The following is a 22,851-nucleotide window of genomic DNA, read 5'->3' on the forward strand; positions in this document are numbered from 1 at the left end:
TTACAAAGGGAAAGTGGGAAAAGTGGTTAAAAAACGTTGGAACCGTCGGTTTACTGCACCTTACCAAAAATTAGTAACAGATGTGACAGAGTTTAAATCTACAGGAAATGAAAAACTGTATTTAAGTCCGATATTAGACCTTCATAACAGTGAAATTATCTCTTTCGGGATTTCTAACAGACCCACATTGGATTTGGTTTTAGCCCCATTGGACCAAGCAATAGATCTTGTTAAAAATGAAGCCGGCTATCGCACAACGATTCATTCAGACCAAGGCTGGCAGCATCAACATAATAAATGGGTGAAGGCACTAAAGATCAACAAAATTTTTCAAAGTATGTCCCGAAAAGCCAAATGTGCAGATAACGCAGCTATGGAGAATTTCTTTGGGATTCTGAAACAGGAAATGTATTACGGAGAAGAACTCATGTCGTACGGTGAGCTTAAGAAAAAAATAGCAGAGTACATAGATTATTATAACAACATACGGATTAAGCAAAAATTGGCTGGCTTAAGTCCAGTGCAATACCGAACTCAAACCAGCCGACCAGCTGCATAATATAAACTCTAACTTTATGGTGTTTTTATAACGGTTCGGAAGGATATCCAATGGTTTTTTTGTAATTCCATCGGCAATGATGAGTTGGTATTTTCCCTCCCGTGTATCTCCTTTATACTCATCAATCGCGATGAAAGAAAGCAGCTTTTCCATGGGACGTATTTCACTTCGGGACAAACGGTTAAACAGGCGGACAATGGTGGAGGAAGAGGGACCGTAGGTTTTCCCCTGTTTCCTTGAACGTCTTTCCTTAATCGCCCGTATGGTCACTGCCTGCTTCCACTCAATCGATGCACGCTGATAACGCTGAACAAACGAGTTTTGTTCTGAAAAACGCTTCCCGCATTCACAGGTATAACGCCTGCGTTTATAAAAAATCTTGGTCTTCCTTTTGAACCACTTTAAGTGCTTGATTTTTTGCATCCGATAGTCATGAACACGGGAGGTTCGTACTCCGCAGGTGGGACACAGGAGGAGTTTTTGTTCCATCTCCACATACACTCTCACGATATCCTCCACTTGTTTCACTTTAGAAATGATAACTCCTTTTAAACCGGGAATATTCATGGTAAAATTTATATGCACGCAACTCCGTTCTCTACTTGTTTCTCGTCAATTCAAGTATAAAGGAATTGGATGTTTGCGTGTATTTTTTATGCAAACGAATTGTACAGATACCCCTACAAATAGTATAGAGCCTCTTTTCAATCATGTAAAAAGGATGGGATTCCTATTCCCCCCTTCTTTTTCCTGCTTTTTCTTCCTGGCCTGTGTCCACATGTTCTCCACAGGCATATCAGAACTTTATTTTGATTATGACAGGCGTTTATTATGGAGTTACACTTTTAATTTTATCAACGCACAGCACTCCACATGTGTCGTCATCGGAAACATATCAACCGGCTGCACTTCAACGGTTTGGTATCCGCCTGCTTCCAAGATCTTTAGGTCCCTTGCCAGTGTTGCCGGGTTGCAGGAGACGTAGACGACTTTTTTTGGTTTCATTTCGATGATGGTGTTGAGCAGGGCTTCGTCGCAGCCTTTTCGCGGCGGATCGACGACGAGGACATCTGCCCGGTTGCCTTTGGCATACCAGTCCGGGATGACGGTTTCTGCTTCCCCAACGGCAAATTCAGCGTTATCGATGCTGTTCAGTTCGGCGTTGCGGCGGGCGTCTTCAATCGCTTCCTTCACGATTTCAACTCCGAAGACCTTCTTCGCCTTCTGCGCCAGGAAAAGGGAAATCGTCCCGATGCCGCAATACGCATCAATGACTGATTCCTCGCCGGTCAGGCCTGCATATTCAAGCGCTTTTTCGTACAGCACCTTTGTCTGGTCTGGATTGACCTGGTAAAAGGAAAGCGGCGAAATTGCAAATTTCACGTTTCCGATGTAGTCATAAATGACTTCATTTCCCCACAGCAGATTAGTCTGCTCGCCAAGGATGACGTTCGTTTTTTTCGAATTGACGTTTTGGACGATCGACTTTACATGCGGCAGCTGGCTGATCAGCTCCTGGACGATTTTTTCCTTGAACGGCAATTCTTTCGTTCTCGTCACGATCACGATCATCAGCTCGCCCGTCTGCTTGCCGTACCGAGCCATGATATGGCGGATGACGCCCTTATGCTTTTCTTCATCATACGCTGGAATTCCAAGATCACTTACAATCTTTTTCACCGCTCTGACCGCTTCATTGATGGCAGGATGCTGGATCAGGCTTTCGTCCGCATCGACGATTTCATGGCTGCGCGGCTTGAAGAATCCGGCAATCAGCTTGCCGTCCTTCTCCCCGACAGGCACCTGGGCCTTATTCCGATAATGGAAGGGCTCGTCCATTCCGATGATAGGGTGCACCTTGACGTCACTGAGATTCCCGATCCGCTTCAGCACTTCCCGCACCTGCTTTTCCTTGAAATGGAGCTGGCCTTCATAGCTCATATGCTGGAGCTGGCAGCCGCCATATTTTGAAACGTCCTCCGGAAGAATCGCCGTCCGGTACGGGCTTGGTTCAACAACTTCCATCAGTCTTGCGAAGCCGTAGCCTTTATTGGCCTTCAGGACCTTGATTTTGGCCTTTTCCCCCGGCAGAGCATTTGGAATGAAGAGCGGGTAGCCGTCTACCTTGGCAACCCCTGCCCCGTCATGGGTCAAGTCCTCCACCTGTACTTCTATATAATCGTTCTTTGCAACTGGGGCTGTTTTTTTCATATCATCTTCCCTTTTCTTATTCAATCTAGCAGTCATTGTACCATAAACCGTTCCTTTCTCACAAAAACCCTCACCATCTGAATCCTTTCTCATACAATATAGCAGGAAAAAATTTTGAAACGGACATGCATAAAAAATGGCAAGGAGATGAAAAATAAGGAAAAAAGGAAGGTGGAAGTAATGGGTTTATTCAGCAGCATATCGGCGTGGAATGCAGCCCGGGCAGAAAAACATCGTGTAAAAATGGAGGAAAGGGGATTTTGTCCGGACTGTAACGGCCGGGGATACAGCCCGTTTGTTCCGACAGAATATCATTTCTCGGACATTTACGATTGCCCGGGTTGCAACGGCAGCGGCAAATATGAAGACTGGGCGAACATGAACGGAACGCAGATGTAACGGTAGATCCAATCGTACAAAAAGGCTCTTTTAATAAGGAAGAGCCTTTTTTGACGTGGGCTTTATTTTCTTTTTATGGCACAGCCTGCGATAAAAGGACAAGAAGTTATATCTTTTGATGCCGTCCTTCCATTTCTGAATACTTACAAAATGTGAAACCATTTGTTGTTGAAATAGATATAGATGCATTTAAACATTAAAGTAACAGATACCTGACCCTAATTTTAGTTTAACTACTCTTCATTTTTCACCTTTCCGTAACTGCTTACTTTGAAACCATCCAAATAATCTACAGCAGCAAAGAGAACATTCAAATCAAATAATGAGCCTACTCTTCTCTTTCTTCCCATTCTCCGGTTCCATCGACAGTGAATTCATTCATGTAATTTACCATAGCATAAATCTTTTCATCTTTATCTTTCTTATTAAACCCGGAAACGAAAACAATCCCTACATCTTCATCCTCTATTTGTGTATGATCTACTACAAACTCTATATCTTCTTCTACTATAAAATATTCTTTCGTCGCTATTATTGCTTTTCTCTCAATATCCTCTCGATCCACGCCGGCCTCCTTATTACATCCTGCTACCAAAACTATTATTATTTTTAAAAAAACCCAAAAAAACTTATGTATCTCTCTCGCCTCTTTCTAATCGGCCGTTTATAATTTTATTATAGTCTTTATGGAAATAGGTATCAATTATGGTAAATAAAGTATCAGATAAAGAATACCAAAAACTCAGTTCCCTCGCTTACTATAATGACATCCCAAAAACTTATATAATTAAAGGAAATGGTCTTAAGCAAAAGTGGACACTTATTATAGATAAAGATTTAAAAACATACGATCCTAACACTGGTTTGGATGCTGCAGTATATAAAAAAGGAAATAACGTGGTTGTTGCATTCGGAGGAACAAAAAACCTAACAGATCTAGGAGTAGATATAAAATATGTAGTTGGAGGCGTTTCCACAGAAGAAATAATACCTGAGTATGGAACAGATAGGTCTGACTGGTATGGGAAAAAGAAAGTTAAAACAAATCAATTTGCTCAATCTGAAAGGTTAGTCAAACAAGTAAAAGAAAAATACAGCACCCAGCCAAATATAAGGATAAGTACAACAGGACACTCCTTAGGCGGAGCAGAGGCAGGATACTCTGCTGCCATTAATAAGGTCAAAGCCGTCACCTTTAGCGCACCTAACGTTGTTCATTTACTCCCGGCTGATTTACAAAAGGATGTTAAAGCTGGAAAATATAATAAGGTCATTGTGAATTATATACATCCTAAAGACTCCATAGGCGCTGGAGGAATTAGAGAGTGGGAACGTCATATTGGCTCCAGTTTTTATATAGGTTATAACTTTGAGTTCGAAAACTATAAAAATAAGGCCATATTTCCCAGGTTCCTCGCTTCCATAACAGGAGATAAAAAATCTGATCAAGAATATTGGCACGGTTTACAGCATTACAAGTTTGATGAATTAGGCAACCTTTCTGTTCCTGAGTTAACGAATGTTGAAACTGGAGAAAGGCTTTGGCAATCACCCAACTTTGTTTCTGCTGATACTGTATCCATTGAGGTCACACCAAATGATTTAACAGCTCTTGCTGACGAACTTCAGGAAATATATAAACGTGTGGATGCATTATGTGATGAAAACCGGACAAAAATTAATCAACTAAATTCAATAGTTATCAATGCAGGGGTGCAAAATAAAGTACTCCATACCCTTAATAACTTCCAGAAATGGTTTGGAGAAGCGACGCATGACTTAACAACTGCACTTAATGAAAGTGCTGACAAGTATGGCAGCAGATACTCCAAGAGAATCTAAGAGCTTAGGAGGATTTAAGGACTAACATGATAGATTTAGAGTTTATGAAAAAAAAAAACTATTGGACGGAATGGCAGACCTTAACTTGTTAGATAGGACAAATACCAATCTCGGGGATTTTCTTGAAGTAGATTTAGCGGCCATCAAGGAAAAGTTAGAATATGTAGCCTCATGGAAGTCTGGTAAAGGAATCGAGGCTTTTTTAACTGCTATGGAGAACTATTTTGCTTTTTATTCTCAATATATCCAAGCAATTAGAGATATAGAAATGGATATCAGTGAGGCGAAGAAAAACATAAACTATGCTTTAGATCAAGTTAATTGGCAAAATAACGATTAAAAAAATGACGTATCTATAAAAAGAAAGAATGCCATTCCACTCCCTGCATGATTGCCTTTACATATGTATACAGGCATTCTAACGTTCCCCGGAAGCTGAACATACAAAGTTAATCAAGTAAAGCCAGGCTACTTTGAACCTATCAGCTAATCAACAGTCGTTATTCTTTTTATTGCACCTCCCTGTCACTGGCAATTAGGATAGGCTCGCCGTATGCTCATTTGCTTTTTATTCCAATAAACACAATCGTGACTCCAATCATAATACACAGAAGTTTAAACAGGGAAAGCTTTTCCGTCACTCCCACCAGCCCTATTGCGGTCGTGCTCATAAGAACGAAAGGACCGATTAATGCCAGGGAACTATTCACCATCAATGCTTTTTCGATATCATTAAATTTTAACATAAGCAATGCGGCAAATATCTCTAAACTCCCTGATAGCAAACGAATGAGTCCCATTAAAAGTACGGCTTTTTCAATTGCAATAAACATAATTCCCCTCCAGACGGTTTCTCCATCATTATTTTATGAGCCTGTTTATAAAATAGGACAGGAATAAATGCTAGTTCCCCATAAAAAAACACCTCTGACTGTTCCATAACAATCAGAGGCGCTTTTTACTAATGCTTATTATTTTTATTTTCCGGATCATCCGCTAAGGTGTCCCTTGGGATGAATACGTCGAAATGACGGTATTGGTTGACGAATTCTGCCGGTGCGAGGCCGCCGAATTCTCCATCCAGATTAAGCATCATTTCTTTTTTCGATGTAATCTTGATCCGGTTCGCTTTTACGTAAATCACGTTTTTATCCCGGATATGTTCCCCGCGCATGGCAAGCGAAGCGATTCGGACAAAGTCCGCCAGGTTCGCTTTCTTCAGGATCAGGAGGGTGAACATGCCGTCGTTCAGCGAAGCGTCAGGCGCCAGCTTCTCGAAGCCGCCGACTGAATTGGTGTTAGCGACCAAGAACAGCATGATTTCGCCTTCAAAAATCTTTCCATCATATTCAATCGTTACTTCCGTCGCTTTAATGGATGGAAGCATTTCGATTCCTTTTATATAGTAAGCAAGCTGCCCGAGCATCGTCTTCAATTTAATCGGCACATCATAGGTCAGCTCGGTCAGCCGTCCGCCGCCGGCAATATTGATAAAATATTTTTCGTTCATCTTGCCGATATCGACAGGCATGGAGTGCCCTCCGGCAATGATATCCGCTGCTGCTTCGATTGATTTTGGCAGGTGCAGGGCACGCGCAAAATCATTCGTGGTACCAGTTGGAATGATGCCAAGCTTCGGGCGTTTTTCCGCATCTGCAAGCCCGTTGACAACCTCATAAATGGTACCGTCACCGCCGGCTGCAATTACGATATCGTATCCGCGTTCGATCGCAATTTGTGCTGCCTTTGTGGCATCTCCGGCACCTGTCGTCGCATGGGCAGAAGTCTCATATCCAGCCGCTTCCATCTTCTGAAGAATGATCGGCAGGCTTTTCTTGATGGCTTCCCTTCCAGATGTCGGATTATATATTAACCTTGCTCTTTTCATTTCCCATCATCATCCTAAAGTTAAAATATGTTGATTCCATAAATTTCATATTATCTTTTTTATAGAGAAAAAGCAATGAGCGTGTACGCCGCTAATCGAGCCGATTCGGCTCCATGAAAATTATATAGCAGATGGTTCTTTATTTCTAGCCAAATCTACCCTGAAAATAGGCAGCGGCATCCTACCATTTTTTGCACCGCTGTCCGCCTGCTTGTCTATACTATAGAGAACCTTCTCCTCCATCATTGGATATAAGAAAAGAGGTTGAAAGAATATTCTAAGGAGGCATGAAATGTGATCCATTCATCTCTGTTCGATCTGACGAATAAGACCGCCATCATTACAGGCGGCGGAAGAGGACTCGGCCAGCAGATCACCTTGGCGCTTGCGGAGGCCGGGGCTAATGTCGTCATCGCCTCTAGGAATATCAAGGCCTATGAAGATTCCATTATCGAACAATTGGAAGACCTCGGTGCCGGCTACCTGACCATTGAATGCGACATCAGCAAAAAGCGCGATATCGAAGAAGCCGTATCGGCCGCTGTCGACCAGTTCGGAACGATTGATATTCTTGTGAATAACAGCGGCACCTCCTGGACGGCGTCCATTGAAGACACCCCTGAGGACAAATGGGACAAGGTATTCGGTGTGAACGTGAAAGGTCCTTTTTTATTTACACAGGCCGTTCTGCCGTATATGAAGAAACAGAAATCCGGGAAGATCATTAACATCTCTTCCATCATGGCCTTCGGCGGCACCCCTCCGGAAGTCTTGGACACGGTTGCCTATAATACAAGCAAGGGCGCACTCATTACCCTGACGAAGGATCTCGCGGTGAAGCTTGCCCGCTACGGCATCCAAGCCAATGCCATCGCTCCGGGGCTGTTCCCAAGCAAGATCACCCAGAATGTGCTCGGAGCTTCTGCTGCACGGATTCTGCAAAAAGTCCCCCTTGCCCGCTTCGGGGACGAAGAGGACCTGAAAGGCGCGGCTCTTCTGCTCGCTTCAAAGGCCTCCGACTATATCACAGGCCAGACCCTGATCGTAGACGGTGGCCTGACAGCCGTCGTGTAGCCTGTCCTCATTATTATGAACAAGAAAGGAAGAACAGATATGTTCAATATAAACCCTGAATTTTATAATCTATTAAAAACCTTAGGCACTCAGACTGAACAGCGGGTAAATGGGGTGATCAAAAGCGGCCTTCTGAATGAAAACCTGGCTTCCTCTGCCCTCAACTACTCCCGGCAGGCAGCTTCGCAAATCAGGAGAATCCAGGAACAGGCGGATAGGCTTTCCTTCCTGACAAACGTTCCGACCAAGAACGACTATACGGAGTTGAAGCAGCTAATCGTTCAGCTGGAGGAAAAAATGGATGAGCTGGAGGATTTCTTCATTACGGCGCTTCAGGCCATGCAAACTGCTGTGAACCCTCAGAACGGAACCGCTGCTGCGGGAAATGATCGTGCCGAGCGCTTCATGAAGGCGATCAATTCAGAGCGGGTTCTGAAAGCCTTATCCAATATGTCTTCTGTCCCTTCCAGCCTTCTGGTGAAAAAAAATGGCTGAGACCGGCCGCAATCGAGACAGGGCCTCCAAATGGAGCAATTTCCTGGATATTCCTAACCGGCCAATGCCCATTATGGGCGCCACCCCCAGAGTGGAAATCTGGAGAAAAAACAAAAGCTCTCTCTGGTATTACCCGGCACCGAAAAAAAAATACAGCATCCCGGTCTTTATGATTTATTCGCTTATCAACAAGCCCGTCATTCTCGATTTAGGGCCTGGGAATAGCCTGATTGAGTCCTTTACCCTTGCCGGCTTTGATGTCTTCCTGCTTGATTTTGGCAGTCCAGGCTATGAAGACGGCAGCATGACCATCAATGACTATATCACAGACTATGTCAGACGCGGTGTTCAGCGGGCCCTCCTGCATGCAGGAGCCCAGGAAATCACAGTACTCGGGTTCTGTCTCGGCGGAACGATGGCCGCCATGTATGCCGCCACTGCCGAAGAGCCGATCAGAAATTTAATTTTAACCGTAGCTCCTTTTGATTTCAGTCCTGCCTCCTATTTTGACAGCATCAAACAAGCGGTTAAAGACGGGCAGTCCCAGCTTAATGAATACTTGGATGTTCAGCGCACCATTCCCGCGAGAGAGGTCGAAGCCGGAATCCGCCTGATGACGTCTCCTGTCTATTACTCCCCTTATCTATCTTTGCTGAACCGCGCAGACGATCCGCAATATGTGGAGAATTGGAGGCGGCTTAACGCCTGGACAAAAGGCCATGTCCCGCTGACTGGCGGAGTCATCAAGCAGATGCTCGATGATTTCATCGTTCATAACCGGCTGATCAGCGGAACACTCCGAATCCAGGGAAAAAGAGCCAATCTGGCAAATATCCGCTCCAACGTCCTTATCGTTGCGAACAAACAGGACAATCTCGTCCCAGAGGAATTCATCAAACCGGTTTTGAAAAAATTAAAATCCGCGGATGTAACGTATACGCTCCAGAACAGCGGACATGCTGCTGGTTTATTACACTCAATTCCTTCCTTTCTCAAGGACTGGCTGACAGCCCGGTCCATGTAAGCAAAGCAGAGGCTTAATTGCCTCTGTTTTTTTTATGCGCAAAAAGATTCGGAAGGCGGACAAAATAAAAAATAAGCAAGGCGGTTGCAAATGATTGAACATCGGAATATAATTTGGCCATAGGCAACATTTTTAAAAGAGGAAAAGTATTCGATTATTTAGTATATAAAGGAGGAATTATCTTGGCACAACATACATTCTTTACGAAGGCAGAAGATGTGCTGAGCGGCCGCACAAAGGGATTCAGACGGCTTCTTCCTTTCCTGGGACCTGCTTTTATTGCCGCAGTGGCCTACATTGATCCCGGAAATTTCGCCACCAACATCGCCGCTGGCTCGCAGTACGGGTATATGCTGCTCTGGGTGGTTCTCGTATCCAATATCATGGCCGTGCTGATCCAATCCATGTCAGCCAAACTCGGGATCGCCACCGGGAAGAACCTGCCGGAAGTCGCACGGGAAAGATTCCCGAAACCTGTCTCATACGGCCTCTGGATCCAGGGAGAACTTGTTGTCATGGCCACGGATCTGGCGGAATTCATCGGGGCAGCGCTCGGAATCTACCTGCTGTTTGGGATTCCGCTCCTTCCTTCCGCACTGATAGCCGCCGTCGGTTCATTCGCCATCCTTGAGCTTCAGCGGCGCGGCGTACGCTCATTGGAAGCAGGCATCACCGGGTTCGTCTTCATTGTCGTCCTGGCATTCGGAATTCAGGTCTTTTATGCCAAGCCGGAAATGGGCCCGCTTCTGAATGGATTGCTCGTTCCGCAGTTTGACGGCGTAAACAGCGTATTGCTGGCAGCCGGAATTCTCGGTGCAACCGTCATGCCGCATGCGATTTACCTGCATTCGGCCCTTACCCAAAAACGTGTAGTTGCCAAAAATGAGGAAGAACGCAAAAAAATCTTCCGCTTCGAATTCATTGATATTCTGATTGCCATGGTAATCGCAGGAGCCATCAACGCCAGCATGCTGATCGTCGCTGCCTCCCTGTTCTTTAAGAACGGACTGTTTGTCGAAGACCTGGACGTAGCCTTTGACCAGCTCGGAACCTTGATTGGTCCATTCGCGGCTATCCTGTTCGGAATCGGCCTGCTTGCAGCCGGCTTATCCAGCTCCACTGTCGGCACCATGTCGGGAGACGTCATCATGCAGGGATTCATCAGAAGAAGAATACCGATTTATTTGCGAAGGCTGATCACCATCACGCCTCCGATTATCATCATCGCCATGGGCATCAATCCAACCAAGGCGCTGGTCATGAGCCAGGTCATATTATCATTCGGCATCGCCTTTGCCCTCGTTCCATTGGTCCTCTTCACGAGCGACCGGAAACTGATGGGCGGCCTGGTGAATAAAAAAATTACGACTATTATTGCATGGGCCATCTCTGTCGGAATTATTATTCTTAATCTATTTCTCTTATATCAAACTTTTTTCGGATAATCTAAAAGAAGCCGGTACTGCTGATGCAGTGCCGGCTTTTTGTGTTCCGCTGTTCATTTTTCGTTTCCATTTTGAGCTGTCAGCTTTTTTTCTCGCGTGTAAATACAGCTACAAAAAAATGGCTCCAGCGAATATGTATTTCATATCTTGTGTGAACAGGCCTGCTGCTAAAGCAAAGAAGAGAATGACAAATGATATAGATTCATAAGGGCAGTCCTATTGGTATATTAACTGTCAGAACAGAAGTGTCAGCGGAATTTCAATCCACGCATCCATATAGGATGCGACTAATAAATCCCCCGCGCTTCTACCTTCGAATTCTTATTTCAATCCACGCATCCATATAGGATGCGACGGATTGATCGATGAAATCATGTTCGATAATCAAGATTTCAATCCACGCATCCATATAGGATGCGACGGAAAGAGTAATGCTTCAGTAGACATTCAGATTATTTCAATCCACGCATCCATATAGGATGCGACTTTCTTCAGTTTTGGGAACCTGTTATATGGATCGTATTTCAATCCACGCATCCATATAGGATGCGACACTATACAATCGCTTTTAATAGATCCAACCTTCCGATTTCAATCCACGCATCCATATAGGATGCGACGAGGGAATGGTCAAAGAATTGTTTGCTGATCAGTACATTTCAATCCACGCATCCATATAGGATGCGACTGGAATATTGAGGACAATTCCCTCAGAAAACATAAATTTCAATCCACGCATCCATATAGGATGCGACATCAAGATCTTCTGCATCATCACGACGATTTTTCAAATTTCAATCCACGCATCCATATAGGATGCGACACGAACAATTTGTAGCATTCATGAAAAAATATAAATTTCAATCCACGCATCCATATAGGATGCGACGCAACTGCACAGCAGACCACTACCTGTACCAGAGATTTCAATCCACGCATCCATATAGGATGCGACTGGCAGGCCAGTCCATTCCTGCTCCTAAAGCGGAAATTTCAATCCACGCATCCATATAGGATGCGACTCAAAGCTGACATTTATTTACCCCCTCTATAATGATTTCAATCCACGCATCCATATAGGATGCGACGCGTTGCAACCGCTTCGACTTCCAGCATGATTTTAATTTCAATCCACGCATCCATATAGGATGCGACAGCAGAAAATAGTTCCGTTCAATTCCTATTACCATTTCAATCCACGCATCCATATAGGATGCGACTAGGCGCGGGATCTTCCACTACTGGGGGCGGGCAGGATTTCAATCCACGCATCCATATAGGATGCGACGGTTTTACGATGTGCGTCGTCGTATACTATAAGTATTTCAATCCACGCATCCATATAGGATGCGACATACATTAATATCCTGATGCAACTCTTTATTTTCTATTTCAATCCACGCATCCATATAGGATGCGACATTATACATACAGTTCGTATTTATAGTTTAAAGGAATTTCAATCCACGCATCCATATAGGATGCGACGTTACATTTAAATCTATGCAAGTCACACCAGTTTTAATTTCAATCCACGCATCCATATAGGATGCGACACAACTAAAGCTGGTAAAGTTACAGCTATTTCTATTTCAATCCACGCATCCATATAGGATGCGACGTAAAGATGTGAGCATATGGGCATTGGCTCAAAATTTCAATCCACGCATCCATATAGGATGCGACGTGGCAGGCGCTCACGCCAAGAATTCCGTCAGACGATTTCAATCCACGCATCCATATAGGATGCGACTTTTCCAACTCTACCGCGACGGGTCTTGCTGTCCGATTTCAATCCACGCATCCATATAGGATGCGACGTAAAGGTCGCCCTGCGCAAGATTGCGGCCATTTACATTTCAATCCACGCATCCATATAGGATGCGACATCTGGGTCAAGCAGGATGTTGGTCAGTGGATACGATTTCAATCCACGCATCCATATAGGATGCGACCTTGAAGTATTTCGCTAATGACGCTATCTTCTAGATTTCAATCCACGCATCCATATAGGATGCGACGGTTTTACGATGTGCGTCGTCGTATACTATAAGTATTTCAATCCACGCATCCATATAGGATGCGACAAGCGAAAATAGCAAGAGGAGGCGGAAGATATAGATTTCAATCCACGCATCCATATAGGATGCGACGCGACCGTATAATCAAGTCGCGCTTCATCGCATTATTTCAATCCACGCATCCATATAGGATGCGACGACATTGAGTACAGAGAGGACGAAGATAAATGACATTTCAATCCACGCATCCATATAGGATGCGACTCGCGCTCCTTCACAAGGCGTTCTTCGTAAATTTATTTCAATCCACGCATCCATATAGGATGCGACCGCCGAATCTTCACGCATTCCTGCAAGCTAGGGGCATTTCAATCCACGCATCCATATAGGATGCGACGAATATAACTGGCTTCTACATCGTCCACAAATTATTTCAATCCACGCATCCATATAGGATGCGACGTACATAGCGGACTCACCTCCGCCTAATCAATATTTCAATCCACGCATCCATATAGGATGCGACCATAAAGCGTGGCGTTTCTATTTCCCTTTCGAATTTCAATCCACGCATCCATATAGGATGCGACTCATATAGCCTTCCGTCCACTTCAACTCTGTTAAATTTCAATCCACGCATCCATATAGGATGCGACTCGCCCTCTCGAATACTTCCGCCTGACGTCCTTTATTTCAATCCACGCATCCATATAGGATGCGACTAATTACACTACAGTATACTTGGAGGAGATTCGATATTTCAATCCACGCATCCATATAGGATGCGACCCCCAGCAGCCTGCGTAGTCTCCGTCTAAATTAACATTTCAATCCACGCATCCATATAGGATGCGACAAATTCAGTCAGCACTGCATTCTCCGTGGAGCTGTAATTTCAATCCACGCATCCATATAGGATGCGACAAAAACCCTCCGGAAATGGAGGGGGTTACTTACTATTTCAATCCACGCATCCATATAGGATGCGACGCAGAATAATTGAGCGCTGGCTGCAATAGTTGGGATTTCAATCCACGCATCCATATAGGATGCGACAACGGGCGATTAAAACTAGAAGAATTACTTCTACCATTTCAATCCACGCATCCATATAGGATGCGACAGGATGGTATCATGACAACGTGTAAAATCATTACTTATTTCAATCCACGCATCCATATAGGATGCGACCGTTCGTGGTTAGATTCGAGATGGATAGGTTTCGTATTTCAATCCACGCATCCATATAGGATGCGACGTAAAGTCAACTTCCTCCCTCGTGTGCTTAGGAATTTCAATCCACGCATCCATATAGGATGCGACCTCTGCCGATTGACCGACTCACCAGCATGGCTGATTTCAATCCACGCATCCATATAGGATGCGACTTCAACGTTGGTCATTTCCTCAAATTGTTTAATAATTTCAATCCACGCATCCATATAGGATGCGACAATGGTAAAGGTTCAGATGACGCAAATAAGGACTATTTCAATCCACGCATCCATATAGGATGCGACGACCAACCCGATTAAAAGGCCCACAAAGACGCTCAATTTCAATCCACGCATCCATATAGGATGCGACTGGTTGGGTGTTTCCACCGTTATTCTGGCTCTTAATTTCAATCCACGCATCCATATAGGATGCGACTTCATAAATTCTACTCCTTCACAATAGTTATCTTATTTCAATCCACGCATCCATATAGGATGCGACTAAGATCTTTCAGCGTATTCTGCATTCCCTGATACATTTCAATCCACGCATCCATATAGGATGCGACCTTCGTGGATGCCGGTAAATATCCAATCTTTGTCAATTTCAATCCACGCATCCATATAGGATGCGACGCTACATAGAGATATAGAAGACTTATACGATATATTTCAATCCACGCATCCATATAGGATGCGACATCTGCTTTTTCGAGTTTCTTCCTATTATATAGAATTTCAATCCACGCATCCATATAGGATGCGACGTGGTTTCTATCATGGTTGCACCGCCGAAAATAATTTCAATCCACGCATCCATATAGGATGCGACTCAATGCCATATGCGCATCCATTGGTGTATTTAATTTCAATCCACGCATCCATATAGGATGCGACAAGTTTGGATAAACATATTGGAATATGTTGTATTATTTCAATCCACGCATCCATATAGGATGCGACGTCCGGCATCTGATCATTCTCCCTGTCTTGGAGATTTCAATCCACGCATCCATATAGGATGCGACTATCTGCCGGCCGTATCATCAAAGGCGCTGTTAAATTTCAATCCACGCATCCATATAGGATGCGACATATATGAGTATGTATGGATTCAGGAGACAATAATTTCAATCCACGCATCCATATAGGATGCGACATCTGCTTTTTCGAGTTTCTTCCTATTATATAGAATTTCAATCCACGCATCCATATAGGATGCGACGATAAAGTTATCCGTTTCAGAATCCGGTAACTGTTGATTTCAATCCACGCATCCATATAGGATGCGACTCAATGCCATATGCGCATCCATTGGTGTATTTAATTTCAATCCACGCATCCATATAGGATGCGACTGCTGCGGGCTTGTCTTCACCCGGAATATTTATTATTTCAATCCACGCATCCATATAGGATGCGACATTCCTGAGTGCAAAACCTTGCCATCGTCGACGGATTTCAATCCACGCATCCATATAGGATGCGACGATGTTGCTTTCGGTTCATTTACATTAGCCAGTTATTTCAATCCACGCATCCATATAGGATGCGACAAATACTTCTGTACGTCCTCCGTAATATCCCAGGCATTTCAATCCACGCATCCATATAGGATGCGACGCATAAACATCCTGTAAGGGGTGTTGCAGACATATTTCAATCCACGCATCCATATAGGATGCGACACAGCCCAAAAATGCATAAAATAATGCATAAATATTTCAATCCACGCATCCATATAGGATGCGACAATATTTTTTATGATAAAGACCAAGTTCCTATTGATTTCAATCCACGCATCCATATAGGATGCGACTATGGGTCTTGTAATGTCGCCTATCTTTATTATGTATTTCAATCCACGCATCCATATAGGATGCGACGCCGTTTTCTTGCCAAAAAGCATACACTTTTCCATTTCAATCCACGCATCCATATAGGATGCGACACAGACCGTGTTTCTTGGCAAAGCTGTTGCGTTCTATTTCAATCCACGCATCCATATAGGATGCGACATAGTGATTCTCGGTGATGCATCCATCAAGATAGATTTCAATCCACGCATCCATATAGGATGCGACAATTGATACCTTCCGCAATCTTACTTTTATAATTCATTTCAATCCACGCATCCATATAGGATGCGACCGGTTATTTGTTGCATTTACTAACTGTATATAATGATTTCAATCCACGCATCCATATAGGATGCGACGTGCATATACACCATCATCCACAACACCGCCAATATTTCAATCCACGCATCCATATAGGATGCGACGGTATTTCGGAGTCAAAACACAGATAAATCAACGATTTCAATCCACGCATCCATATAGGATGCGACATAAAGGGGAAATATTAGATGCGTATGTTTTAAATTTCAATCCACGCATCCATATAGGATGCGACGGAAACCATGCCAGACATCAAGTTACCCGCAGATATTTCAATCCACGCATCCATATAGGATGCGACTCCGCCCTGCGCCATGGATTTGATCCCCGGCGTATTATTTCAATCCACGCATCCATATAGGATGCGACTGTCGTAGACTTGACCATTCTGTCTTACTAATTTATTTCAATCCACGCATCCATATAGGATGCGACCCGGAAGTGGGATTGGTATTGGATGCAAAGAGCCATTTCAATCCACGCATCCATATAGGATGCGACCTTCTCCATTAAAACTCTGGATAAAAACAATAAGATTTCAATCCACGCATCCATATAGGATGCGACTAAGTATATGTCAATAGTATATACTCAAAAGGAGTATTTCAATCCACGCATCCATATAGGATGCGACCAGTGTTCCTTTTTGTAGGTATTCCGCTAATTTAATTTCAATCCACGCATCCATATAGGATGCGACAAAAATGCTTTCCTTCCCAACAGCCGATGGACGAATTTCAATCCACGCATCCATATAGGATGCGACTGCGATTTCAGGTTGTGATTATGTAGAAAGCTACATAATTTTGTCTAAAAATGTTTTTTTCTGCGAGATAAAAGTGAAAAAAGCCCAAAACAGAAGAAGTTCAACAAAAATATGGAACAAAATAAGGTGCGAATCCTTCTAGGTTTTTATGGGCACTACAGATTCGCACTAAAAAAGCAGCGGGCCCTCTAAATCTATAGATTCTTTTACACCAATATGTTCTACCTTCGTTTTATAATTTTTCCCAAGCTGATAAAATCGTAGACTATCAGCTTGTTCATCAATAATATCAGCTAATTCAAATTTCAAACTGGCGAATTGAGCTGCATCTACAATACATTCAAAAACAGAATTTTGTACTCTTTGGCCATAGTTTTGACATACCTTTGAAACCTTACGTAGTCTTCTTTGGCCGGCTCCAGTAACAGTACTGACGTCATAAGTAATTAATACCAGCACATCATACACCTACTTCCATAAAAAAGGTGGATAATCATCTAAGTCATCTCTTAAATAACGGGCTAATAATAAGGCTTGTACATGAGGAACCAGCCCCCACGTGATTTTCTCTCCTAAATATGGATGTGTCAGTTTCTCCTGTTTCTTGTCTTGCCAAGCAGACAGAAATTTTTTTCTGGCTTGATCAGTCATTATAACTGATCCATTTTCTTTCTTTAAGAAATCAGATTTATTGAGCACTTTTTTATTTATCAATGAGAGCACAAATTTGTCTGCATAGACGCCTCTTAATTCTTCCATAACATCTAACGCTAAAGAGACTCTGCCTGGACGATCGCGATGCAGAAAGCCAACATACGCATCCAGACCAACACCTTCTAATGCCGCTGCCATATCATTAGCCAGTAAAGTATACGCGAAAGATAGCAGAGCATTTACATTATCTAAAGGAGGTCTTCTAGAGCGGATTGAAAAGTAAAAATCCTCTTTTTGCTGCAGAATCATCTGATTAAATAATCGATTATAGGCGATAGCAGCCTGTCCCTCCAAACCTCTTAATACCTCTAAATCTTCACATTCTCTGATGTCTAAGAGGATTTTAGATAAATGTTTGGATGTTTTTTTAAATTCTTCAATATCTATTCTTAATGGGTAATCTCTAGTCATCCTTTCAATTATCCACTTACTGTTGAAAATTTTAGCTAAAATAAAGTTTCTTGCCATCTTTGCAGACGCCGTCTCATTATCTGAAATACGGTATTGCTTTTTTCTTAAAACAACATTTCCTCTGCTTTTTCCGATCACCCGCGCAAGGAACCTGCCATTCTTAGTTAAAAAGACAATGGATAAATTTTTTTCAGCACAGTAACCCATCAATGCTGGGCTTGCTCCTGTATATCCAAATGTAATAATCGATTCCAGATTATGAAGCGGAAGTCTTCCGAGCCTCTCCTTCTCTTTTAGCAAGACAATATTATCGCCATCTAAAGATAAATACACATCGGGCTGTGTAATATATAGCGTATTCAAAAGTCTCTTCATTCATAGACCTTCCCTTCAATATAACTTTTCACTGACCGTTTATTCATTAAAAGCGGCAGGCAAATATTTTGAAGGGAACAATTTTTACAAAATGACCCCGTTTTAACCTTAGGTGTATATCTTCTCTTGTAGTATTCCTGCATTTCTTTTACTATGAATCTGACTTTATCTTTGTATTCTCTTGTCAATATGATTTCAACTCTATGTTTAATTTCATTGTAAAAAAGAAATCCCTTATCTATTTCGCAAAGAAGCATTTCTTCCAAGCAGATTGCCTGTGCAGTTAATTGAAGGATATCTGCGTCATTCACCTTTGGTTTTCCACGTTTATATTCAACAGGATAAGCTACAAATTTCCCTTCTGCCCCCTGAATCTCAACGCCTTGCTCATCTTTGATAAATTCGACTACGTCACAAACACCTGTGATACCAAGATCATTTGATTTGACAGGCATAGCCCGTACAATGAGTTTTTCTCCTCTTTTTTCCCTGATAAAAGGCTGGTCAGCATTACGATGAAGGTACTGGCCTTCTATTGTTTTAACATTTTCTTCCCACTGTTGTTCAATGTGTATAAGCGCCCACTGCCGCTTGCAGAATTGAAAATGCTGAATTCCAGAAAGCATAAGATATTCAGCCTCTTCATTATATTCCATCTAAAATCTCTGCCTTCAGTCCTTCTAGTTCTCCGACCTCAATAGCATAATGATCCATATTCTTAGGCTCCTCTACTTTTGCTTTCACCTTCAATAAACGATGAACTTTAGCAGAAGAATATTGTCCTAACTGCGATGTATGCTCCCACCAACACACTTTATGTACTTCCATACTCCCTTCTGGCCGAGCAGCAGAAGCATCATTTTCAAATAATGTCATTAACGCAGACTTCATTTTCTCAGCATCTTCATGTGTAAAGCCCGTTTTTTCAGCCAATTGTGTATTAATACTCCCATAAAAAACGTAGACGCCAAAATCCACCCGATGCTTCATGCCCATCGTATCAGATCCCCTCTCCTTACCTGGCTCAGAGTTTACACTTTTGGTAATCTGCATGCTGGTAATATCAATTGGATCAATACTTGTCGCAGTGTGGATTGAAACAGGTCCCCTTACTCCCACAGATACACCTTTTCCGACTGATCCGCCTTTAAAAGCAAAAACTTGTCCAAAGCTTCGTACATCAATCCACTCCCGGCAAGCAATCTCTGTAAACTTTTCACTTGCTTTTTCTTTCAGCTTCAAGGATTTCACTAGTTCTTCATTCGCCTCTGCTCTTTCTCTTAAACTGTTGAACTCATCCACCTTTTTATCATTTGATTGAACAAAAATTGATTCACCCATATCCTGAAGGCGATTTCTTATTTTTCTTTTAATGGCAACATCTGAAATTTCCCCATACCCATCATAATTTTGCCGCGGGCGATTCCCATTCAGCGGATCTCCATTTGCATTCGCTTTTGTTACAGATAAAACAACGGCAAAATCAATCTTATGATCTAAATTTGTCATTTTTCCATTTCCTCCTTATTGGATGTCTCCGTTTCTTTTTTTTGGTAAAAATCAAATCGTTGGCTATAAAATCCCAATAGATATTTACCTGTAAGCGGCTTATTATTAAAATCTTCCGCTTTAAACATTGAACCAACTTCATCAATCAACCTGTTATAATACCCAACCTTCTCTCCTAAGCGAGCCTGGTATGGCTGCAATGCACTTTGGATCGTTCTCCATGTTCTTTCGGGATGCTGCGAGAAAGTATTCATGTACCTTCTGGCGTTCGTCGCTCTTTTATCACTTGAATCCAGTGCATTTCTTTCCAGTACATCCGCAATTGCCAGTAAGCGGCCAAATAAATAGCTTCGATCATCAATTTCCTTATTAAGGCTCACTGTGTATTCCTCCTTTTTATTACACAAAGCGCAGGCAATACTTAAAGTTTTTTCCCATTCCCAGTTCTCCATTGCAACAGGATTAGATGCGCGCTGAATGGCATTCCTAACAAGATCATTTGGTAATGGACGCCGGTCAATCACACAAGGAAGAAGCCGTTCCATCGTTCCTTTTATCACCTTATCACTAGCCTTTGGACCATATGCAGCAAATGCGATATCCTTTAAGGAAGGGGCACCATAAAACTCCACAAATTGATTTTCAGTGTTTTTGCGATATCGATGCAGCCAAACACAAGAAGCATGCCAATCTTTAAGCCTATTTAAATATAGTTCTTTTTGAATGTTTCGATAATAAAGCACAGATAATCTTCCAGTTGTGGCTGAATCAAGCAGCATGATATTGATTTTTGCTGTTGTATCTAAACTATTTTTGAACCCATCAATCGCTTTAGCTACCTCATGAGCATAAAGTTCGTGCGTATCAGATTTCATTTCTCCTGCCATGTTGAATAAGTCAAAACTGTCCTCATTGTAATCTAAAACCTCTTCATTACCCCAAACTAAAAAGACCCTTTGATCAATGATCTTCCCCTGCTTATTTATCAGCCATTTGAGCGCATTATGTGCTTTTTGGGAAACATCATAGCTGATATTCGCCGCTTCTGTCGGCTTATTAAATCTTCCGCGAAAAGTAAAACCGCTCGAGTCATTAGCAGAAATTAATTTTGCTTTATCTCCTGCATGCCTAATTTTATTTGCATGTTTATCTGTACTGGGCATCATCTCACCCGTTACATAGCATAGATCTTCATCCTTTAATAACTCTTTATAATATTGGACAAAGGATTCATACATGTTTGGATCTTTCCATACCTTGGTTAAAACCTTCTCTGACGACCGGACATCAAATCGGATGAATGCACTCTCTTGCTCTCCCGAAATGACAGTGAAAATGGGTGGCTTTTCTCCAATCAGTTTTTCATATTCTTTATTCCATGCACCGATTAAATTTCCATCAGAATCTAAATATAAGATAGGATTGGAGACATTTGTCAAATCTTTAATAAGTCTTCGCTTGCTCAGGTACTGGTAAATGCTTTTCACTTTATCTGTTGCATATGGTGATTCTGCCCAATCCCTTAATTGACTGATATAATAGGAAAACGGTTCCTCTTTTTTTATTTTCCCACCGTATGCTGCGAAATCTCCTGCGACATAGCTTAATTTATCATGAAGCGGATAAGGTGCTATTTTTGATCCAGCTCTGCTTGCCGATTCTTCTGTGCTGGGAATCAATGTAATCCTATCACTTTTATCCAAAACCGAGGCAGAGTGAAATTCACCTTCTTCCGTAACCACCACTTCAATATGAGCAGTCTGTGTCGTATGGGAAACGGGAAGCAAGGTATATTCCTGACCATTGTATTTCTTCTCAATAACTCCGACCCTGTCTAAATTAGATTGGTAGGTTTCATATAAGTTTAACAGCCAGCTCATTTATTCTTCACTTCCTCCTATCTTTGCAAATAATTCTTCCACCGCCTCAATATTAGCAGAATTAAAAGGTTTCGCCTCCATTTTGGAAACCTTCCGAACAGCTCTGCACTGTTCAGGTCTAATGAATTGAATTACGCCATCATTCATAACTGGATTCCAGAGACGGATTTCCATCTCATTTCTCCCCGTTTCATCCGGATAGTTAATGCCATGCACCATGGTTCCAAGGTGAATGTCGCCGTACCCATCATAAAAACCTTCCCCTTCGCCAAATTGGCAAGGCTCCACGTATGCTTGGCACTCTCTGGTTCCAAGAAAAATATCCCTTCTTCCTCCTGCCTTAAGGGAACGCTTCAAGATATTGTGATGCTTATTTTCATTACGATCAAAAGCTAAATCAGGACGATATTGATTGAATTCAAAATGAGCCCTTACCTGATAATGTACATCCTTCAAATATGTATAATAGGCCAGCGTATTGCCTCCCCCATATTCAATCGGACGTATTCCTTTAGACTCCATTTTTATCGCTTTCATGATACGGACCGCATCAACAACCATAATCAATGTTGGTTTCCAATATATACTTTCTGTAATTCCTTTTAACGCTTGGTAGGTTGGTACTTGGTACGTCATTTTCTCCCCGCCGAGCTTCATAAGCGGATCTGTAAAAAGAGCATAGTCGCCAAATACCTCAAATTCGATTGAATTTCTCATGGTTATCACCTCGCAATCTGTAAACTAGTAAGCCCCCTTGTCTTTCCTGATTTCTAAAGGACTTGGAATAAGGAAGAATGTTTATTCCAAATCCTTCAGAAAAATTAGTTCAATATATTCAGTT

Annotated in this window: 18 protein-coding genes, 1 pseudogene and 1 CRISPR repeat array; of the genes and pseudogenes, 8 read left to right on the top strand and 11 right to left on the bottom strand. The window is 42.5% G+C overall.

From position 1 onward, the window contains the following. Positions 1–22 precede the first annotated feature (22 nt). Positions 23–559, top strand: coding sequence for an IS3 family transposase (locus BQ4305_RS02510; protein WP_199880523.1), 537 nt, complete (start codon positions 23–25; stop codon positions 557–559). A 12-nt stretch (positions 560–571) separates the two neighbouring features. Here BQ4305_RS02510 and BQ4305_RS02515 read toward each other — a convergent pair. Beyond that, a pseudogene (locus tag BQ4305_RS02515) lies at positions 572–1,138 on the bottom strand (transposase family protein); the annotation flags it as partial. 258 nt (positions 1,139–1,396) lie between these two features. Further along, positions 1,397–2,770, bottom strand: a complete 1,374-nt coding sequence (rlmD, locus tag BQ4305_RS02520; RefSeq protein WP_110926372.1) for a 23S rRNA (uracil(1939)-C(5))-methyltransferase RlmD — start codon at positions 2,768–2,770, stop codon at positions 1,397–1,399. Positions 2,771–2,884: 114 nt separating this feature from the next. Between rlmD and BQ4305_RS02525 the strand changes: the two genes are divergently transcribed. Next, positions 2,885–3,169: a methionine aminopeptidase gene (locus BQ4305_RS02525; protein ID WP_234396850.1), complete on the top strand. Its 285-nt coding sequence runs from the start codon at positions 2,885–2,887 to the stop codon at positions 3,167–3,169. Positions 3,170–3,497: 328 nt separating this feature from the next. Here BQ4305_RS02525 and BQ4305_RS02530 read toward each other — a convergent pair whose 3' ends face one another. Continuing rightward, positions 3,498–3,734, bottom strand: coding sequence for a hypothetical protein (locus BQ4305_RS02530; RefSeq protein ID WP_110926316.1), 237 nt, complete (start codon positions 3,732–3,734; stop codon positions 3,498–3,500). Positions 3,735–3,874: 140 nt separating this feature from the next. On the opposite strand from BQ4305_RS02530, the gene BQ4305_RS02535 reads away from it, so the two are divergent. Then, complete coding sequence (locus BQ4305_RS02535; RefSeq protein WP_110926317.1) at positions 3,875–5,011, top strand: Tle-like phospholipase domain-containing protein; 1,137 nt, start codon at positions 3,875–3,877, stop codon at positions 5,009–5,011. 85 nt (positions 5,012–5,096) lie between these two features. Beyond that, positions 5,097–5,351 carry a hypothetical protein gene (locus BQ4305_RS02540; protein ID WP_199880525.1) on the top strand — a complete coding sequence of 85 codons (255 nt, stop codon included), beginning with the start codon at positions 5,097–5,099 and terminating at the stop codon, positions 5,349–5,351. 217 nt (positions 5,352–5,568) lie between these two features. Here the strand turns inward: BQ4305_RS02540 and BQ4305_RS02545 are convergent, their stop codons facing one another. Together BQ4305_RS02545 and BQ4305_RS02550 are read right to left on the bottom strand one after the other, a co-directional pair. Further along, entirely contained in the window at positions 5,569–5,844 is a 276-nt protein-coding gene (locus BQ4305_RS02545) for a YqhV family protein (protein ID WP_110926319.1), read from the bottom strand. 128 nt (positions 5,845–5,972) lie between these two features. Next, on the bottom strand, positions 5,973–6,899 hold the full coding sequence (locus tag BQ4305_RS02550) for a diacylglycerol kinase (RefSeq protein WP_110926320.1): 927 nt from the start codon (positions 6,897–6,899) through the stop codon (positions 5,973–5,975). Between the two features lie 294 nt (positions 6,900–7,193). On the opposite strand from BQ4305_RS02550, the gene BQ4305_RS02555 reads away from it, so the two are divergent. The 4 genes from BQ4305_RS02555 to BQ4305_RS02570 all read left to right on the top strand — a co-directional run bounded on the left by BQ4305_RS02555 (position 7,194) and on the right by BQ4305_RS02570 (position 10,937). After that, positions 7,194–7,973 (top strand): glucose 1-dehydrogenase, encoded by a 780-nt coding sequence (locus BQ4305_RS02555; protein WP_110926321.1) that lies wholly within the window; start codon positions 7,194–7,196, stop codon positions 7,971–7,973. A gap of 39 nt (positions 7,974–8,012) precedes the next feature. Continuing rightward, positions 8,013–8,468 carry a hypothetical protein gene (locus BQ4305_RS02560; protein WP_110926322.1) on the top strand — a complete coding sequence of 152 codons (456 nt, stop codon included), beginning with the start codon at positions 8,013–8,015 and terminating at the stop codon, positions 8,466–8,468. Beyond that, a complete protein-coding gene (locus BQ4305_RS02565) occupies positions 8,461–9,492 on the top strand; it encodes an alpha/beta fold hydrolase (protein ID WP_110926323.1) in 1,032 nt (343 codons plus the stop codon). Before BQ4305_RS02560 ends, BQ4305_RS02565 begins: the two co-directional genes overlap by 8 nt. 176 nt (positions 9,493–9,668) lie before the next feature. Further along, positions 9,669–10,937 carry an Nramp family divalent metal transporter gene (locus BQ4305_RS02570; RefSeq protein WP_110926374.1) on the top strand — a complete coding sequence of 423 codons (1,269 nt, stop codon included), beginning with the start codon at positions 9,669–9,671 and terminating at the stop codon, positions 10,935–10,937. A 256-nt stretch (positions 10,938–11,193) separates the two neighbouring features. Beyond that, positions 11,194–17,121: a CRISPR direct-repeat array (repeat unit 32 nt; unit sequence ATTTCAATCCACGCATCCATATAGGATGCGAC). A gap of 168 nt (positions 17,122–17,289) precedes the next feature. Here BQ4305_RS02570 and cas2 read toward each other — a convergent pair. From cas2 to cas5c, 6 genes are read right to left on the bottom strand one after another with little or no spacing between them, the layout of a single operon-like run. Continuing rightward, positions 17,290–17,580: a CRISPR-associated endonuclease Cas2 gene (gene cas2 / locus BQ4305_RS02575; RefSeq protein WP_110926375.1), complete on the bottom strand. Its 291-nt coding sequence runs from the start codon at positions 17,578–17,580 to the stop codon at positions 17,290–17,292. 9 nt (positions 17,581–17,589) lie between these two features. Continuing rightward, a complete protein-coding gene (gene cas1c, locus BQ4305_RS02580) occupies positions 17,590–18,621 on the bottom strand; it encodes a type I-C CRISPR-associated endonuclease Cas1c (protein WP_110926324.1) in 1,032 nt (343 codons plus the stop codon). Continuing rightward, positions 18,618–19,277, bottom strand: a complete 660-nt coding sequence (gene cas4, locus BQ4305_RS02585) for a CRISPR-associated protein Cas4 (protein ID WP_110926325.1) — start codon at positions 19,275–19,277, stop codon at positions 18,618–18,620. Before cas4 ends, cas1c begins: the two co-directional genes overlap by 4 nt. Then, complete coding sequence (gene cas7c / locus BQ4305_RS02590; protein WP_110926326.1) at positions 19,267–20,130, bottom strand: type I-C CRISPR-associated protein Cas7/Csd2; 864 nt, start codon at positions 20,128–20,130, stop codon at positions 19,267–19,269. Before cas7c ends, cas4 begins: the two co-directional genes overlap by 11 nt. Beyond that, complete coding sequence (gene cas8c / locus BQ4305_RS02595) at positions 20,127–22,010, bottom strand: type I-C CRISPR-associated protein Cas8c/Csd1 (RefSeq protein WP_110926327.1); 1,884 nt, start codon at positions 22,008–22,010, stop codon at positions 20,127–20,129. The genes cas7c and cas8c overlap by 4 nt, the downstream gene beginning before the upstream one ends. Then, positions 22,011–22,727, bottom strand: coding sequence for a type I-C CRISPR-associated protein Cas5c (gene cas5c / locus BQ4305_RS02600; protein WP_110926328.1), 717 nt, complete (start codon positions 22,725–22,727; stop codon positions 22,011–22,013). Between the last annotated feature and the right edge of the window lie 124 nt (positions 22,728–22,851).

This window comes from Bacillus massiliglaciei (assembly GCF_900098925.1).
GTDB classification, from domain to species: domain Bacteria; phylum Bacillota; class Bacilli; order Bacillales; family DSM-1321; genus Peribacillus; species Peribacillus massiliglaciei.